Below are 17,485 nucleotides of genomic sequence, written 5' to 3' on the forward strand. Positions count from 1 at the left end.
TGGCCTCCGCTAGCTGTTTGTCCATTGTGGCTTGCGCTTTTGCAAGAACGCATTCACACCCTCAGTCTGATCGTGTGTATTGAACAGCTGTAAAAACAGTTCACGCTCTAAAACCAATCCAGCTGCGTGAGTTTGGCTGCGTCGACCTTGAATTAGCGTTTTGCACGCAGACACAGATTTCGGTGATTGACCTGCAACACGCTGTGCTAGCTCCATAGCCGCTTCGAGTGCTTGACCTTTCGCCACCACCTCTTCGACTAACCCAATTTTTTCCGCTCGCTCGGCCGTCACACGCTCGCCACACAGGATCATACGCTTCGCCCAACCTTCACCTACCAACGCGGTCAGGTTTTGCGTCCCGCCCGCACACGGCAACAAGCCTACCGATGCTTCAGGAAGTGCCATTTGTACTTGTTCTTCTGCGATGCGAATGTCACACGCCATCGCCACTTCCAAACCGCCGCCCATCGCGTAACCATTAATTGCTGCGATGGAAACACCATCGAACGCAGACAGCGCTTCAAAGGCTTCACCAAATGCGAACGCCATATCTGCTGCTTGCGATTTATCGCCGGATGCAAAGTTGTTGAGATCCGCTCCAGCAGAAAAGAATTTCTCGCCTTCGCCTGTTAATACCAACGCATAAATGGAGCGATCATTACTGAGTTCAATCGCCAACTCTTTTAGCTGATTCAAAGATTCAAGCGTCCAGGTGTTTGCTGGCGGGTTACTAATCGTGAGCTTGGCAATGTGCGCTTCACGCTCTAGTTTGATTTGTGCCGTCATAATCTTTCAGTCCTTTTTAATTTCTTTAGGTAAGGCTGTGTCTCGCTGACTAAAGCAGCTCAACGCCTTCCGTTAGTAATCGTCTTGCGACGATCAGACGCATGATTTCGTTGGTACCTTCAAGAATTTGGTGAACACGAACGTCTCGGAAATAGCGCTCGACTGGATATTCTTTGATGTAGCCATAACCACCGTGAATTTGCAGCGCCTGATCGCAGACTTTAAAGCCCACATCAGTAGCAAAGCGTTTTGCCATGGCACAGTACGCACTTTTTTCTGCGTGCTGGGCATCGAGTTTAGCGGCAGCGAGTCGCACCATTTGACGCGCAGCGACCAGCTCAGTCGCCATATCAGCAAGCTTGAACTGCAACGCTTGAAATTGCGCCAGTGAACGGCCGAACTGTTTGCGTTCGTTCATGTATTGCTTGGCTTCGTTCAGTGCTTGTTGCGCAGTACCGACGGAACACGTGGCGATATTGATTCGACCGCCATCCAGACCAAGCATGGCGAACTTAAAGCCTTCTCCCTCTTCACCCAACAGATAGTCAGCCGGAATGCGGACATTTTCGAAGGTAATCATGCGAGTTGGCTGGCAGTTCCAACCCATTTTGGCTTCTTTTTTACCGTAGCTAATGCCTTCGCAATCAGCAGGAACAACGAATGCAGAAACGCCACTCGCTCCTTCACCACAGGAACGCGCCATCACGACTAATACATCTGTATCACCGGCACCCGAGATAAACACTTTTGCGCCATTGAGAACAAACTCATCGCCATCACGCACTGCGCTAGTCGTTAGAGAAGCGGCGTCAGAGCCGGCATTAGGTTCGGTTAAACAGTAGGAAGCGAGCTTTTCACCCGAAATTAGATCCGCGCTAAATTGCTGCGCCACTTCGGCTTTGGCAAAGCTGGTGATCATCCACGTCGCCATGTTGTGAATGGTCATAAACGCAGTAGTCGCGGTACAACCCATAGCCAACTGCTCGAAAATGATCGCCGCATCCAAACGAGATAACCCCAAGCCACCGTGCTCTGGTGGCGTGTAGATACTCAAAAAGCCCAGCTCACCCGCCTGACGCAGTACATCTTTAGGGAAGTGATGGTTTTCATCCCACTCGGCCGCGTGCGGCGCTAACATTTGGTCTGCAAACTGCTTTGCTACTTCGGCAAACGCGAGTTGATCTTCGTTTAATTCAAAATCCATCTTGAAGTCCTAAGGTCTAATTCGTTGCATTTGTATCCGAGCCAAGCCCTCTAAAAGGATGAAGGGCTTGGCTAGAGGTGTCGCTAATCCAGTAATTAGCTAAGTTGAATAGTCATGTTTGGACCGCTTGGAATGTCATCTTCAAACCAACGCGCGGTGACAGTTTTCGTCTCGGTGTAGAAGCGAACCGCTTGTTTACCGTAAGCATGCAGGTCGCCGTAGAAGCTGCCTTTCCACCCAGTAAATGAGAAAAATGGCAATGGCACCGGAATCGGCACGTTGATGCCTACGTTACCTACTTCGATATTGTGTTGATACTTTCTCGCGGCAGCGCCGTTCGCCGTAAAAATAGACGTACCATTACCAAAGCGGTTTGCATTGATCAGTTCAATCGCTTCATCTAGGTCATCCACTTCCATAGTTAACAGCACAGGCCCGAAAATTTCTTCCTGATAAATCGACATGTCTGTGGTCACGTTGGTAAACAGTGTTGGCCCCACCCAGTTACCGTTCGGAAAGCCAGGCACTTGGCAGTCTGTCCCGTCCAGAACACAATTCGCGCCTGACGCTTTGCCTTCATTAATCAGATTCACCACTCGCTGCTTCGCTTGAGGGCTAATCAGCGGACCATAACCAGCGGTTTCATCATCCCACGCGCCAGGCTGAACCTGAGCTAACGCCTCTTTAAGCTCTGGAATCCATTCTTTGGTTTCGCCGACAAATACGGCAACCGAAATAGCCATACAGCGTTGGCCTGCAGCACCAACTGACGCGCCAACTAGGTTATTGATGACTTGCTGTTTGTTTGCATCCGGCATGATGACCATGTGGTTCTTAGCACCTGCAAATGACTGCACGCGTTTCAGGTTGTCTGTACCTGTTTTGTAGATGTACTCACCAACGGGCACAGAGCCAACAAAAGAGATCGCACGAACAACTGGATCAGTCAGAATGCGGTCGACTTGCTCTTTGGTCCCGTGAACAACTTGCAATACGCCTTTTGGTGCGCCAGCTTGTTCAAACAGCTCCGCCAGTTTCATTGCCGTTAGTGGCACTTGCTCTGACGGCTTCAAAACAAAGGTGTTGCCACAAGCGATCGCCATCGGGAACATCCACAATGGGATCATCGCAGGGAAGTTAAACGGTGTAATGCCAGCACAAACGCCGAGCGGTTGAATGTAAGAGTAACCATCAATATTGGTCGCGACGTTCTCAACCGTTTCGCCCATCATTGAGCTACAAATGTTTGCAGCTTGCTCTACCACTTCAATTCCGCGCCAAATGTCACCCTTTGCATCCGCGAGGGTTTTGCCTGTCTCACTTGAAAGCAGTATCGCCAACTCATCGTGTTGCTCTTTTAACAGATGTTGGTAGCGCAACATCAATCTAGCACGCTCCGGCGCTGCAACTTCTTTCCAGCGTTTGAACGTTTCTGTTGCGCTGGCAATCGCCGCATTCATTTCCGATTCCGTGGCACAAGGTACTTGTGCAATCACTTCGTTGGTTGCCGGGTTGGTTACATCTAGCCATTGTTTTGAATCGGAGATGGCAAATTCACCACCGATATACTGCTTTACTTGTTCTGTCATGATGACATCCTTGTATTTTTCAGCTTGTTACTGACTACTGTTATGTAAGTGAAACTTTGTTGAGAGTGATTTAGCAGATTTCAATCGCGATAGCGGTAGCTTCGCCGCCGCCAATACAAAGCGATGCAACGCCACGCTTACCACCAGTTTGTTTTAGCGCATGAATCAAAGTGACAAGGATTCGATTGCCACTTGCGCCTATTGGATGCCCCAGCGCACAAGCCCCTCCGCGAGGGTTCACTTTGCTCTCGTTCAGTTCGAGAGCTTTCACCGCGTATTGAGTCACGACAGCAAAAGCTTCATTGATTTCCCAAAGGTCCACGTCTGATTTGTCCCAGCCCGTTTTTTCCAGCAGCGATTCAATCGCGAAGACTGGTGCGATGGTGAACTCATCAGGCTGTCTTGCATGCGTGCTGTACGCGACAATTTTGGCTAGAGGCTGAAGGTTTTCCTGACGACCAAACTCACTATCGACTAAGATCATTGCCGACGCACCATCCGAAATGGAACTAGAGTTTGCTGCGGTTACGCCGCCATCTTTGGCAAACGCAGGGCGTAAGGTAGGAATTTTAGTGACGTCGAGTTTGCTCGGTTGCTCATCATCTACAACCAAGGTTTCGCCGCGTCGACTTTTTACGTTAACGGGCACGATCTCTTCTTTGAACAAACCTTGTTCGATTGCTTGCTGCGCACGAGTCACCGACTGCTGCGCCCAGGCATCCATACTTTCACGGCTGAACTGATACTTTTGCGCCGTCTGTTCTGCAAAGACACCCATCAGCTCGCCTTGGTAGGCATCCTGCAAACCGTCATAAAACATGTGATCAAGCACTTGCTCGTGACCTAAACGGAAACCATCACGCGCTTTCTTTAATAGATAAGGAGAAGACGACATGTTTTCCATGCCACCAGCGATGACAGCATGCGCATTACCAGATTGAATAAGGTCATATGCCAGCATCACGGTTTTCATACCCGATCCACAAACTTTGTTCAGTGTCGTACAACCAATCGATTGTGGCATTTCAGCTTTAAGGCTTGCTTGTCTTGCAGGCGCTTGCCCCACACCGGCGGGTAAAACGCACCCCATCAACACTTCGTCTATTTTGTGCACATCGAGTTGGCTTTCGGCTAGCGCCCCTTGAATGGCTTTCGCACCGAGTTCCGTGACATCTGTTGAAGCTAATGCACCTTGAAAAGAGCCGATAGGCGTTCGCTTAGCGGCAACAATCCATGTTTCATTTTTCATTCCATTAACCTTTTGTTGACGTTTACGTCATAACTATACTAACATTTACGTTAACGTCAAGTTTGAGGTTATTGTTTGTTCGAGTGATTCTTTGATTTCGAGTAAATGCGAGTGATATCAAGGCTCAAGAGTGAATGTTGTTTGTTTACTTTAACGTTAACGAATTGTATATTCATGTAAATGTTATACGAAAGTCGTAAGGTTAAGGAATGAACACATTTAAGATCAGCGAGCTCGCGAAAGAGTTCGACATTACTACTCGAAGCATTCGCTTCTACGAAGATTTAGGTCTCCTAACTCCAGAACGTAAAGGCAACACTCGAATCTACAATGGTCGTGATCGAATTAGACTAAAACTGATTTTGCGAGGTAAGCGATTGGGCTTTTCTCTTGCAGATATCAAAGAGTTATTTGAACTCTACGATACCGATCAAAGTACTGAGCAGTTGAACTATATGATTCGGTTGATCGAAGAGAAGAAGGCAGCATTGCAACAGCAAGCAAACGACATTCAAGCGGTAATGATGGAGTTAAATGCTGCGCAGTTGCGATGCCAAAACACACTGAGATCCATGAAAGGCGAAAAAGTCACCTAACACCTCAACTCTGGGATGTAGGTGACGTAAAGGCAAGGACACGCAATGAAATCTACCTACTCTTCCCTGAACTTTGTTTATGACGAAAATACCGATTTGCTTCGCGAGCAAATCAATAGTTTTGCTGCAAGAGAAATTGCGCCGCTAGCGCAATCTATCGACCAAACTAACGACTTTCCAAACCATCTTTGGTCCAAATTAGGTGACATGGGTCTTTTAGGTGTGACCACCAGCGAACAGTTTGGTGGTGCAGGCATGGGCTATCTCGCCCACGTTATCGCTATGGAAGAAATCAGCCGAGCATCCGCTTCGGTTGCGTTAAGTTACGGCGCTCACTCCAACCTTTGCGTCAACCAAATCCACCGTAACGGCACACAAGCGCAAAAAGAGAAATACCTACCTAAGCTCATCTCCGGTGAACATATCGGCGCCCTTGCAATGAGTGAACCCGGCGCCGGCTCTGATGTGGTCTCTATGCAGCTTAAAGCCGAACGTAAAGGCGATATTTTCCTGCTAAACGGCAACAAAATGTGGATCACAAACGGCCCTGATGCACACACCTATGTTGTCTACGCAAAAACCGACCCAAGCCAGCACTCCAAAGGCATCACGGCATTTATTGTGGAACGCGGATTCCCTGGATTTACTCAAGCACAAAAACTCGACAAGTTGGGTATGCGCGGCTCGAATACGTGTGAGCTGGTCTTCCAAAACTGCGAAGTCCCTGCGGAAAATATTCTCGGCGAAGAAAACCAAGGCGTGAAAGTATTGATGAGCGGCCTCGACTACGAACGTGTGGTGCTTGCAGGCGGCCCACTTGGCATCATGCAGGCGTGTATGGATATCGTTGTGCCTTACATTCACGACCGTAAACAGTTCGGTAAATCCATCGGTGAATTCCAGCTAGTTCAAGCAAAAATCGCGGATATGTACACACAAATGAATGCCGCTAAAGCGTATGTTTACGCCGTCGCTGCCGCTTGTGATCGCGGTGAAACCACACGTAAAGATTCTGCTGGCGCGATCCTCTACAGCGCAGAGCTGGCAACCAAGATGGCACTGGATGCGATTCAACTACTTGGCGGTAACGGCTACATCAACGAGTTTGATACGGGCCGTTTGTTGCGAGATGCCAAGCTGTATGAAATCGGTGCGGGCACTTCAGAAATTCGCCGCATGCTTATTGGTCGCGAATTGTTTAACGAAAGCGCCTAATCATCATACCTAGGCGGTTCGAACTCGAAACAACTTCCTTATTCAATCTAAATCTTATTCAACCTAAATAAAGACGGGTGGTGACACCCGTCTACCGAATGGAGATCGGCTATTTATGGCTTGTTTGACGACCAATATTAATACCCATTCAGAGCAGTATCAGGAAAACTACCGCTCTATGGCGTCACTTGTAGATCAACTTTATACCGTGACTGCCCAAATAGAAGATGGTGGCGGTGAGAAAGCCCGCGAGCATCAGCAGAAGAAAGGCAAACTTCCGGTACGTGAGCGCATTCTTGCCCTACTCGACCCTAGTTCGTCCTTTCTAGAAATTGGTCAATTTGCTGGCTGGGATGTGTATCCAGATTACGTTCCATGTGCTGGAGTGGTTGCCGGTGTGGGTGTAATTGACGGCACCGAGTGTATGATCGTTGCCAACGACGTGACGGTAAAAGGCGGCAGTTACTACCCACTCACCGTGAAAAAGCACTTAAGAGCACAAGAAATTGCAGAAAAATGCCAACTGCCGTGTGTTTACTTAGTCGACTCTGGCGGCGCTAACCTACCCCGCCAAGATGAGGTATTCCCAGATAAAGACCATTTTGGCCGTATTTTCTACAACCAAGCCCGTATGTCGGCCAAAGGCATTCCACAAATTGCGGTGGTCATGGGGCTATGTACCGCTGGCGGCGCTTATGTTCCTGCCATGTGCGACGTATCCATCATAGTCAAAGAACAAGGCACGATTTTTTTGGCAGGTCCACCTCTTGTAAAAGCAGCGACAGGTGAAGAAGTCAGCGCGGAAGATCTTGGTGGCGCAGACGTTCACTGTCGCACCTCTGGCGTGGCGGACTATTACGCAGAAAATGATCACCACGCGTTAGAGTTGGCAAGACAAGCGGTTTCTCAAATTAACCACTTGAAACCCGTCCAACTCAAGCAAAAAACGCCACTGGAGCCGCGTTTTCCTGCCCAAGAGCTGTACGGCATCGTCGGAACCGATCTCAAAAAGCCGTTTGATGTTAAAGAGGTCATTGCCCGAATTGTTGATGATTCCCAGTTCGATGAATTTAAAGCCTTGTTCGGCGAAACCTTGGTCTGTGGCTTTGCCCATATTCACGGTATGCCGATTGGCATTGTCGCTAACAACGGCATTCTATTTTCGGAATCAGCACAAAAAGGCGCGCATTTTATTGAGCTGTGCGCACAACGCAAAATTCCTCTGCTCTTCTTACAGAACATCACGGGCTTTATGGTCGGTCAGAAGTACGAAGCCGAAGGCATCGCCAAACATGGTGCGAAAATGGTAACTGCTGTTGCGTGTGCAGACGTGCCGAAGTTTACCGTGGTTATTGGTGGCTCGTATGGCGCTGGGAACTACGGCATGTGTGGCCGCGCTTATGATCCAACCATGATGTGGATGTGGCCAAACGCGCGCATCTCCGTCATGGGTGGAGAGCAAGCGGCTGGCGTGATGGCGCAAGTGACCCGCGATATCAAAACTCGCAAAGGTGAAAGCTGGAGCGTAGAGGAAGAAGAAGCGTTCAAACGTCCAATTGCGGAGCAATATCAGACTCAAAGCCATGCATACTACGCCAGTGCACGCCTGTGGGACGACGGCATTATTGACCCTGCGAAAACCCGTGATGTTGTCGGCATTGCTCTGTCTGCTGCGCTTAATGCGCCAATACCAAACAGTAAATTTGGCATCTTCCGCATGTAGCCGGATGCAAGGCAAACCTTAACTCCTCGCGAATACCGATGTTTAAAAACTAATGGTTAGCGAGCATTGAAATACAGACTGAAATGTCAGACAAAGGAAGTCACATGACCGGACTACTGCTTGAAAAAGACAGCAATGGCGTTGCTTGGTTGAGCCTCAATCGACCAGAGAAACACAACGCGTTTAATGATGAATTAATTGCTTCACTTATCGAAACCTTGGAAAAACTTGAGAGAGACAACTCTCTACGTGCATTGGTACTAACGGCGCAAGGTAAACACTTTTCTGCGGGTGCGGATCTTGGCTGGATGCAGTCAATGGCCACCAAAACCGAGGGGGAAAATCTGCAAGATGCACAGCAGTTAGCGTTGCTCTTGCACAAACTGGATACCTTTAGCAAACCAACCATTGCTATGGTGCATGGCGCTGCATTTGGCGGCGCACTTGGGCTTATCTGCTGCTGCGATATCGCTATTGGTACACCTGAAAGCCGCTTCTGTTTGAGTGAAGTGAAGCTCGGTTTGTTACCCGCCACCATCGGACCTTACGTAATCCGAGCGATTGGACAACGACAAAACCGACGCTACTTTTTAACCGCGGAACTGATTGATGCCGAAACCGCGCTATCGATGAGTATTCTTCATCAGATAGACGCTCAACCACGTGAAGCCGTCAATCGCACCATTGATCACCTGCTCAACAACGGTCCACAAGCCATGCAGGCTGCAAAAGCACTTTGTTTACGCTGTGATAACCAACCTATCGATCATTCATTAATTGAATACACCAGCCAAGCTATTGCAACCGCTCGCGTGTCCAGTGAAGGACAAGAAGGACTAGCTGCATTTTTTGAAAAGCGCGCCGCCAATTGGAGGAATCATGTTTAAAAGAATACTGATCGCAAACCGCGGTGAAATTGCCTGCCGAATCATTAAAACCGCAAAAAGCATGGCTATCGAGACGGTAGCCGTCTATTCCGAAGCGGATCGCAGCAGCTTACATGTTAAACAAGCGGATTTCGCTGAATTCATTGGCCCCGCTCCTGCGAGTGAATCGTATCTCGATATCGATGCGATTATCGGCGCTGCGAAAAAATGGCAAGCCGATGCTATCCACCCTGGGTATGGTTTTCTTTCCGAGAACCCGAAACTAGCCAAAGCGTGCAGCGAAAATGGCATTGTCTTTATTGGCCCTTCCACCAGCGCAATTGAGGCGATGGGTTCGAAGTCGCAAGCCAAAGCCATCATGTCTGAGGCGAACGTGCCCTTGGTTCCCGGCTATCACGGCACAGACAACAGCGTAGAGCACTTATTAGCGGAAGCTGAAAAAATCGGTTACCCAGTGATGCTTAAAGCAACCCAAGGGGGTGGCGGTAAAGGCATGCGAGTAGTCAATAGCGCAGCCGAAATGCCGCTGGCCATCGACGGTGCGCAGCGTGAAGCACTTTCAAGCTTTGGCGACAAGCGGCTTCTAATCGAAAAATGCATATTGCAGCCTCGCCACGTTGAAGTTCAGGTATTTGCTGACCAACATGGCAACTGTGTCTATCTTTCTGATCGCGATTGCTCCATTCAACGCCGTCACCAAAAAGTTGTGGAGGAAGCACCAGCTCCCGGTCTTAGTGATGAACTGCGTAAACAAATGGGTGAAGCTGCGGTTCAGGCCGCTCAAGCGATCGACTATGTTGGCGCGGGCACGGTGGAGTTCTTACTCGATAGCCGAGGTCAATTCTACTTCATGGAGATGAATACCCGTCTGCAAGTTGAACACCCTGTCACTGAATTGATCACCAGCGTTGATTTGGTGGAGTGGCAATTCAAAGTTGCAGCTGGCGAGCATTTACCTATTTCGCAATCTGAAATCACCCACAACGGCCATTCAATTGAGCTGCGAATTTACGCAGAAGATACAGACAATGACTTTATGCCGTCGACTGGCCGCATTGACTACTTAAAAGAACCCGTATCAGACAGTAATGTGCGCCTAGCGTGCGTACGCGTTGATAGTGGTGTTACCCAAGGCGATAGCATCAGCGAATATTACGATCCAATGATCAGCAAACTGATCGTCTGGGGGCAAACTCGTGATATCGCGCTAAAGCAGCTTAAGCAGGCGTTAACTCAATATCACGTACGTGGAGTAACGACAAACATTGGTTATCTGCACAGTATTATTTCGCAGCCAGCCTTTGCCGAGATTGAGCTCGATACAGGTTTCCTCGTAACACATCAACAAGGCATAAATGAGCAGCAAGACGTGTCGGATTCAATCTGGCTTACATTGGCGGCGGTTGCTCACCGGAATGATCTCATTTCAAAATCAGACAGCTCAACGTTACCCGCGCCAACCAGACGAGGTTTTAGACTGTCAGTTGACAACGTTTACCGATTTAACTTCACGGATGCCAATGCCAACCATCAGGTACGTTTGCAACAATCATCGCAAGATACAGGATCTCACTTCACTGTCCGATGTGGTGAGGAGGTGCATCAGGTCATCCTGCTTGAAAGTGACAACCAGATTATCGTCGATATTGATAATGTGCGTTACACCTTTAATGCACTTAGCGATGAACAAAGAACAACACTATTTTATCTTGGTCAGCAGCGTACGTTCGCTCATCAACCTAACTTTGACTCTGCAAAAGATGTAGATGATGAACTAAGTCCAACCGCACCACTCAACGGCATAATTTCAGCAGTTATGGTGGCTAAAGGTGACGAAGTGGCGGCGGGCGATCCGCTTTTGGTACTCGAAGCAATGAAAATGGAATACACCATCACGGCTCCGGTCGCAGCAACAGTCGACGAATTGTTTTATCAGCACGGGGACCAAGTACAGCACGGTTCCATACTGCTGAATTTGTCTTTGATATCGGATAACGTCAGTGAAGATAAGGAGCGCGAATATGCTACCAGCGAAGGTTAATATCGTCGAAGTCGGCGCTCGTGATGGTCTGCAAAATGAAACGGCAGTGACGCTGGTTGATAAAATCCGTTTGATTAACCAACTAAGCAGCAGTGGCTTAAAGCATATTGAGGCGGGATCTTTCGTCTCTCCAAGGTGGGTGCCTCAAATGGCCGATTCCGATCAGGTGTTTGCTGGTATCTCAAAAAAGCCTGACGTGGTTTATAGCACGCTCACACCAAATCTCGCAGGGTTAGAACGTGCGCTGGAAAGCAGTGTAAAGCGAATTGCGGTGTTTGGCTCCGCTTCAGAAACGTTCAGCCAGAAGAACATCAACTGCAGCATTACCGAAAGTCTCGCTCGATTTGAACCCGTTATCGAATTGGCGAACCAGCACAACATTCCTGTACGCGGGTACTTGTCTTGTACCATGGTGTGTCCATATGAGGGAGTAATCAAGCCAGAGCAAACTACCAAGGTCGCCAATACGTTGTTTGATATGGGATGTTATGAGATTTCGCTCGGTGATACTGTCGGTAAAGCAACGCCTAATCGCGTTATCGCCATGCTGGATTCGTTGTTAACGCTACTGCCAAAAGACGCGCTCGCAGTACATTTTCATGACACTTATGGACAAGCATTAGCCAATATCTACCAAGCCTTGTTAATGGGCATCAACACCATTGATAGCGCAGTAGCGGGGCTCGGCGGCTGCCCTTACGCGAAAGGAGCCAGTGGCAATGTTGCAACGGAAGATGTACTTTATCTGTGTGAGCAACTTGGGATTGAAACAGGCGTTGACCTTGGCGTCATCAATGAAGCGGGTTGGCAAATTTGCCGTGCGTTAGGAAAGTCTCCTGCTTCTAGGGTCGCATTGGCTCTAGGCGATCCGTATAGCTTGTAAATCATCAACAACCAATCAGGTAATGTATTTCAACGGGCATGCAGACGTACGTGCCCGTTTTTTGTTGTTACTCATAAAAACCTTAACGCTCAACGGTCTTCATCACATTAATTAGTGTCTGATTTCAGCTACAATTTAGTTTCAAACCGAACATATAAAACAGGATCAGGTAAATGCTCATAACATTTCGTTGTCGAAGCCACTCAAACGTCACAATGTTTGGTGATATTGCATTAGATATGCTCAAAATGATGGGTCACAGCGGCACGGTGCCGGGATCAATTTCCGCTCAAGATGTTCCTGACGCGCTATCAAGATTAACTTCTGCTCTATCTGCGAAAAATGCAGCTGAAGAAAACCTCCCTACTGATGTAGACGAAGAGGAAGAACAAGCAGAGCCCGCGGTAAGCCTAGGACGCAGAGCGTTTCCACTGATTGAGTTGCTAAAATCAGCAATCAAAGAAGAATGCGAAGTCATGTGGGACAACCAATAACGCCTTCAAACTGGTTTCTAGCGAGGTGAATCCATATTGTGACCGCCTCGCTATCACTACTCGAAGCCAAGATAAGGGCACCTACACCGCTTATCGCCCTATCCGTTTCTCTCCCTAGACAACTTGATTTCCCCATCAATGTGCACATCTCGTTGTGGAAACGCGATTTCAATACCGTGCTTTTCGAAAGCTTCATAGATTTCAAAACGTATGGCACTTGCGACCGATCGAATCCCGCCTTCAACCGTTGAGTTAATCCAAAAATAAGATTCGAAGATCAAAGCATTATCGCCAAAGTCTTGAAAAAACACGTCTGGAGCTGGCGAACTCAGAACTTGCGCTTGCTGCGAAGTCACCTCCGCCATTAAGGCAGCAACCTGTTTGACATCGCTCCCATACGCGACGCCGACGACGACCGAGCCACGGACTAATCTGTCGCATAACGTCCAGTTGATCACCACGTTCTCAATCAATTGACTGTTGGGAATGAGCATGTGAACGCCATCGGTTCGCCTGATTCGCGTTGAACGCGTATTTATTTGCTCGACAATGCCTTTGGCTCCCTCGACCTCTAAAAAGTCCCCAATTCGGATTGGCTTTTCACCAATCAAAATCCAGCCACTTATGAAGTTGTTAATGATGTTTTGTGCACCAAAACCGAAGCCGATAGCGATGGCACCAGACAGAAAGGCGAACGCGGTGATTGGCACATTGATCATCGAAAGTGTGGTCATAAAAATAATGGCGAGAGCGATGACAAATAATATCCGTTTAACCAAATGAATGACGTTTGGATCTTTCCCCGATGAGGACATTCTTGACGTAACGGTTTTGATTAAAATTTTGGACAACCATAAAGCGACAATCACCCATGTCGGCACCATCAATATCGCCCACAACGTGATAGGTTGTTCGTTAAAGGTAAACAGCGTTGTTTCTAAAAATGAAATGACCCGTTCGAACATAAAGTGCTCACTCTTGATTCATCGTTGCCAGCAAGCCAGAGCGCATAAGTCTTAAATTTTTAGGTCAATCGATAGCGCAAGCGACTCAATTAAGTTCTACTTATTAACTATATTGTAATCTACGTAAAACGCTTCGAGTGGTTTCCCGCTTTGGCTTCAACACGATTAAGCCATTTAAGGAGTACGTCTTTGTGTACTCAACGAGCCAATCAACCGACTGAATACGCAAGGCAAATCAGTGATAACTTTCTGATTTTTAAGCATCAAATTTTCACTTCGAATCACCTTCATTTATTATTATGCACCTTATTGCAAACAACATTGATGGAATGATTGTTATGTCAGAACTGACTCGGATGCGCTCTGGAGAAACCTATAATTGTCTGGATGAAGAACTAAAGCTGATGCGCGCCAAAACCGCGCAGCTTGTCTTCCAATTTAACCACGAGCCAAACCCAAGTATCCGTAGACAACTATTGGCGGAAATGGGCGTCCAATTAGAAAACAGCGCCTGTATAGAGCCACCGCTTCAACTTACCTACGGTTGTCACTTGTCCATCGGGGAAAACTCCTACATCAACTGGGATGCCATTATTCTGGACAATGGGCAGGTTAAGATTGGCGCGGACGTCATGATTGGGCCTAGAGTGCAAATTTACACAGCCGCTCATTCACTCGATACACAAAGACGCTTAGCCGGAGATGAGATCGCCAAACCGGTAAAAATCGGCAATAACGTTTGGATTGGTGGGGGCGCTATCATACTGCCAGGCGTGACCATTGGCGATGAGGCCGTCGTCGGCGCTGGCTCTGTCATAACCAAAGACGTTGCGCCGGGCGATCGAGTTGCTGGAAATCCCGCGCGCTCTATTAAACCAAAAAACTGAAGAAAGTCGCTATTTCGCCAAATGACAGCGAATAATGTTGGCAAGCAGATTGAGAGCATGGACGTATTTGTCATTGAGCTCAAAAGAAGCGTTAAGACGAATACAGTGATCGTATTGTTCTGTCAGGCTGAACATCTTTCCCGGTGCGATGCTGATATTATCTTTTAGCGCTTCTCGATATATCTGCAAGGCGTCGATATGCTTGGGAAGCTCTAACCAAATAAAGTACCCGCCGCTTTGGCTTAACACTTTGACTGCTTCAGGTAACAGCTCACTAAGCAGATCCGTCATCTTACTTTTACGTTCAAACAGCTTTTTCCGTAACTGCTTCAAATGCGATTCATAATTGCGGCTTGTTAAATAATGCACCAATGTCATTTGCACTGGTGCACTCGTCGCTAATGTACTCATTAGCTGTAACTTTTGTACCTCTAGCGCCCGCTTTCCCGCCGCAACCCAACCAATACGTAGCCCTGCGATTAATGATTTTGAAAACGAGGAGCACAACATGGCATTGCCCGTGTCATCAAACATTCTTAGTGGGTAGACCGAGTCATTCTCGGCATGCAGTTCGCTGTACACATCATCTTCAATCACTGGCACGTTATTTCGCTGTGTCAGCTCAATCAGCTTTTGTTTTTTCTCGTTGGTGAGCGTAAAACCCAGAGGATTTTGGAAGTTCGACATCAGCCAACATGCTTTCACATCGTGTGTTTGCAGCGCTCGTTCCAATGAGTCTAGGTCAATGCCCGTGACTGGGTCTGTTCTTACTGAGAGCGCTTTCAAGCCTAACCGCTCTAAGGATTGCAAAGCACCATAAAATGCAGGCGACTCCACAACCACCCAATCTCCCGGTCTTGTGCAGGCTTGCAAACTGAGCGTTAACGCCTCCAGCGCGCCTGCCGTAATGACAATTTCATCGGGTGAAATTTCAATGCCTTTCGCAGCATAACGCTTCGCGATGATGGTGCGTAATTGTTCGTTTCCCGGCGGTAAGTTATCAAAGGTGGTGGAAATCGGCATATTGCGAGCGGCTGCGCTCATCGCCCGATTCACGTGATAGCGTGGATACAAACTTGGGTCTGGATAGGCAAAGCCAAAATTGATCATGGATGGATTTTTGCTCGCCTGCAGAACATCAAAGATAAACTCATTGATGTCTACCTGCTCTGTCCACGAAACTGCTGCTGGCGCTTGGGGTTCACTTGAACTCTTAATATTGGGCGCGACTCGATAACCAGAGCGCGGCTGTGACGTGACCCAGCCTTGAGATTCCAGAATTTGATACGCGTGCAACACCGTCATCAAGCTCAAACCCGAGTGTTCAGATTGGCGACGCAGCGAAGGCAGCTTGTCACCCGGATGCCATATCCCCGATTTTATCTGCCTTTTAAGCTGTTCCACTAACTCTTGATACTTCGCCAAACGCAAATCCCCTTCCATAAAGCCGAATTCAAAATAATAACACTTCAATATTTAATCTGTTATAGGTTTATAGTCACTGTCTGTACCTACTTCCCTCATTCCGCTCCTTTTAAAATAGCTCTCTCATAAAACTTAAAAGATCAAAGGAAGTTTAATGTTTGGCCTCGACGCATTTATGCTTGCACGGATACAGTTCGCCTTTACGGTATCCTTTCATATTATTTTCCCCGCTATCACCATAGGTTTGGCCACCTATCTCGCCGTGCTGGAAGGCTTATGGCTAAAAACACGTAATCCCGATTACCAAAAGCTCTATCACTTCTGGTCGAAAATTTTTGCGGTTAACTTTGGAATGGGTGTTGTATCTGGTCTTGTCATGGCTTATCAATTCGGCACCAACTGGAGTGGTTTCTCCGACTTCGCTGGTTCTATCACAGGCCCATTACTGACTTATGAAGTGTTAACGGCTTTCTTTCTCGAAGCCGGATTTCTTGGCGTAATGCTGTTTGGGTGGCGTCGCGTCGGCGAAAAGCTGCACTTTTTTGCAACCTCGATGGTGGCGTTAGGAACGATCATTTCGACGTTCTGGATTCTCGCCTCCAACAGTTGGATGCAAACGCCACAAGGCTATGAAATTGTCGACGGACGTGTGGTGCCAACCGACTGGTTTGCTATCGTTTTCAATCCTTCATTTCCTTATCGTTTGGCGCACATGAGCGTCGCGGCTTTCGTCAGTTCAGCACTCTTTGTAGGCGCGTCAGCCGCTTGGCATTTATTGAGAGGCAATCAATCGACTGCGGTAAAAACCATGTTTTCGATGTCGCTCGGGATCTTAGTGTTCCTTGCGCCACTCCAAGCCGTGATTGGCGATGTGCACGGGCTAAACACTCTGGAACACCAGCCCGCCAAAATCGCTGCCATCGAAGGACATTGGGATAACAGCGATGGCAAACCAACCCCATTGATATTGTTCGGCATGCCAAACATGGAACAAGAACGCACAGACTATGCCTTAGAAATTCCTGTTTTAGGAAGTTTGATCCTACGCCACAGTTTAACTGAGCCAATCCCGGCGCTGAAAGACTTCCCGAAAGAGGAACGACCGAACTCACCTATCGTCTTTTGGTCATTTCGAATCATGGTCGGGCTAGGACTTCTGATGATTTTTCAAAGCTTCTACAGCATATGGTTACGAAAAAAGAACACGCTTTATACTTCGCGTTGGTTCCTCAAGTTTTCATTGTTTATGGGGCCATCTGGTCTTATCGCAATACTCGCTGGCTGGTTTACGACAGAGGTTGGTCGGCAACCTTGGGTCGTGTATGGCGTACAAAAAACGCGTGATGCGGTTTCTGCACACGGAGACCTACAAATGAGCATCAGCCTGCTGTGTTTCCTTGTTGTATACAGCTTGGTATTTGGTTTTGGTTATTACTACATGATCCACCAAATCAAGAAAGGCCCCGATGCAATCGAACACGATGAGCACGACATGACGACCGTTTCAGGTCGCATTTAGAATTTGTCACAAAGTGAAGGTA

At 48.0% G+C, this 17,485-nt stretch carries 15 protein-coding genes; 9 read left to right on the plus strand and 6 right to left on the minus strand.

Annotated elements, in window-relative coordinates:
* Window positions 1-9: 9 nt before the first annotated feature.
* The 4 genes from R7044_RS01125 to R7044_RS01140 all read right to left on the minus strand — a co-directional run bounded on the left by R7044_RS01125 (window position 10) and on the right by R7044_RS01140 (window position 4,828).
* Window positions 10-786 (minus strand): enoyl-CoA hydratase, encoded by a 777-nt coding sequence (locus R7044_RS01125; RefSeq protein ID WP_025767890.1) that lies wholly within the window; start codon window positions 784-786, stop codon window positions 10-12.
* Between the two features lie 49 nt (window positions 787-835).
* A complete protein-coding gene (locus R7044_RS01130) occupies window positions 836-1,990 on the minus strand; it encodes an acyl-CoA dehydrogenase family protein (RefSeq protein ID WP_205391206.1) in 1,155 nt (384 codons plus the stop codon).
* 95 nt (window positions 1,991-2,085) lie between these two features.
* Window positions 2,086-3,579, minus strand: a complete 1,494-nt coding sequence (locus tag R7044_RS01135; RefSeq protein ID WP_053304725.1) for a CoA-acylating methylmalonate-semialdehyde dehydrogenase — start codon at window positions 3,577-3,579, stop codon at window positions 2,086-2,088.
* 70 nt (window positions 3,580-3,649) lie between these two features.
* On the minus strand, window positions 3,650-4,828 hold the full coding sequence (locus R7044_RS01140; protein ID WP_033906446.1) for a thiolase family protein: 1,179 nt from the start codon (window positions 4,826-4,828) through the stop codon (window positions 3,650-3,652).
* Between the two features lie 209 nt (window positions 4,829-5,037).
* On the opposite strand from R7044_RS01140, the gene R7044_RS01145 reads away from it, so the two are divergent.
* The 7 genes from R7044_RS01145 to R7044_RS01175 all read left to right on the plus strand — a co-directional run bounded on the left by R7044_RS01145 (window position 5,038) and on the right by R7044_RS01175 (window position 12,667).
* Window positions 5,038-5,424: a MerR family transcriptional regulator gene (locus tag R7044_RS01145; protein ID WP_005373242.1), complete on the plus strand. Its 387-nt coding sequence runs from the start codon at window positions 5,038-5,040 to the stop codon at window positions 5,422-5,424.
* 45 nt (window positions 5,425-5,469) lie between these two features.
* Window positions 5,470-6,639: an isovaleryl-CoA dehydrogenase gene (locus R7044_RS01150; protein ID WP_033906445.1), complete on the plus strand. Its 1,170-nt coding sequence runs from the start codon at window positions 5,470-5,472 to the stop codon at window positions 6,637-6,639.
* Between the two features lie 115 nt (window positions 6,640-6,754).
* Complete coding sequence (locus R7044_RS01155) at window positions 6,755-8,362, plus strand: carboxyl transferase domain-containing protein (protein WP_033906444.1); 1,608 nt, start codon at window positions 6,755-6,757, stop codon at window positions 8,360-8,362.
* A 104-nt stretch (window positions 8,363-8,466) separates the two neighbouring features.
* Window positions 8,467-9,249: an enoyl-CoA hydratase-related protein gene (locus R7044_RS01160; protein ID WP_033906443.1), complete on the plus strand. Its 783-nt coding sequence runs from the start codon at window positions 8,467-8,469 to the stop codon at window positions 9,247-9,249.
* Window positions 9,242-11,290 carry an acetyl/propionyl/methylcrotonyl-CoA carboxylase subunit alpha gene (locus R7044_RS01165; protein ID WP_205391207.1) on the plus strand — a complete coding sequence of 683 codons (2,049 nt, stop codon included), beginning with the start codon at window positions 9,242-9,244 and terminating at the stop codon, window positions 11,288-11,290. Before R7044_RS01160 ends, R7044_RS01165 begins: the two co-directional genes overlap by 8 nt.
* Window positions 11,271-12,173: a hydroxymethylglutaryl-CoA lyase gene (locus R7044_RS01170; protein WP_225455294.1), complete on the plus strand. Its 903-nt coding sequence runs from the start codon at window positions 11,271-11,273 to the stop codon at window positions 12,171-12,173. The genes R7044_RS01165 and R7044_RS01170 overlap by 20 nt, the downstream gene beginning before the upstream one ends.
* A gap of 173 nt (window positions 12,174-12,346) precedes the next feature.
* Window positions 12,347-12,667 carry a DUF1840 domain-containing protein gene (locus tag R7044_RS01175; protein WP_005373256.1) on the plus strand — a complete coding sequence of 107 codons (321 nt, stop codon included), beginning with the start codon at window positions 12,347-12,349 and terminating at the stop codon, window positions 12,665-12,667.
* Window positions 12,668-12,765: 98 nt separating this feature from the next.
* Here R7044_RS01175 and R7044_RS01180 read toward each other — a convergent pair whose 3' ends face one another.
* Entirely contained in the window at window positions 12,766-13,632 is an 867-nt protein-coding gene (locus R7044_RS01180) for a mechanosensitive ion channel family protein (RefSeq protein WP_005463614.1), read from the minus strand.
* A 338-nt stretch (window positions 13,633-13,970) separates the two neighbouring features.
* On the opposite strand from R7044_RS01180, the gene R7044_RS01185 reads away from it, so the two are divergent.
* Window positions 13,971-14,519 carry a sugar O-acetyltransferase gene (locus tag R7044_RS01185; protein WP_033906440.1) on the plus strand — a complete coding sequence of 183 codons (549 nt, stop codon included), beginning with the start codon at window positions 13,971-13,973 and terminating at the stop codon, window positions 14,517-14,519.
* A 9-nt stretch (window positions 14,520-14,528) separates the two neighbouring features.
* On the opposite strand, the gene R7044_RS01190 is transcribed toward R7044_RS01185, so the two are convergent.
* Window positions 14,529-15,962, minus strand: a complete 1,434-nt coding sequence (locus R7044_RS01190; protein ID WP_318114311.1) for a PLP-dependent aminotransferase family protein — start codon at window positions 15,960-15,962, stop codon at window positions 14,529-14,531.
* A 136-nt stretch (window positions 15,963-16,098) separates the two neighbouring features.
* On the opposite strand from R7044_RS01190, the gene R7044_RS01195 reads away from it, so the two are divergent.
* Window positions 16,099-17,463 carry a cytochrome ubiquinol oxidase subunit I gene (locus R7044_RS01195; RefSeq protein WP_005373264.1) on the plus strand — a complete coding sequence of 455 codons (1,365 nt, stop codon included), beginning with the start codon at window positions 16,099-16,101 and terminating at the stop codon, window positions 17,461-17,463.
* The last annotated feature ends 22 nt before the right edge of the window (window positions 17,464-17,485 follow it).

The organism is Vibrio sp. 1402, assembly GCF_033340275.1.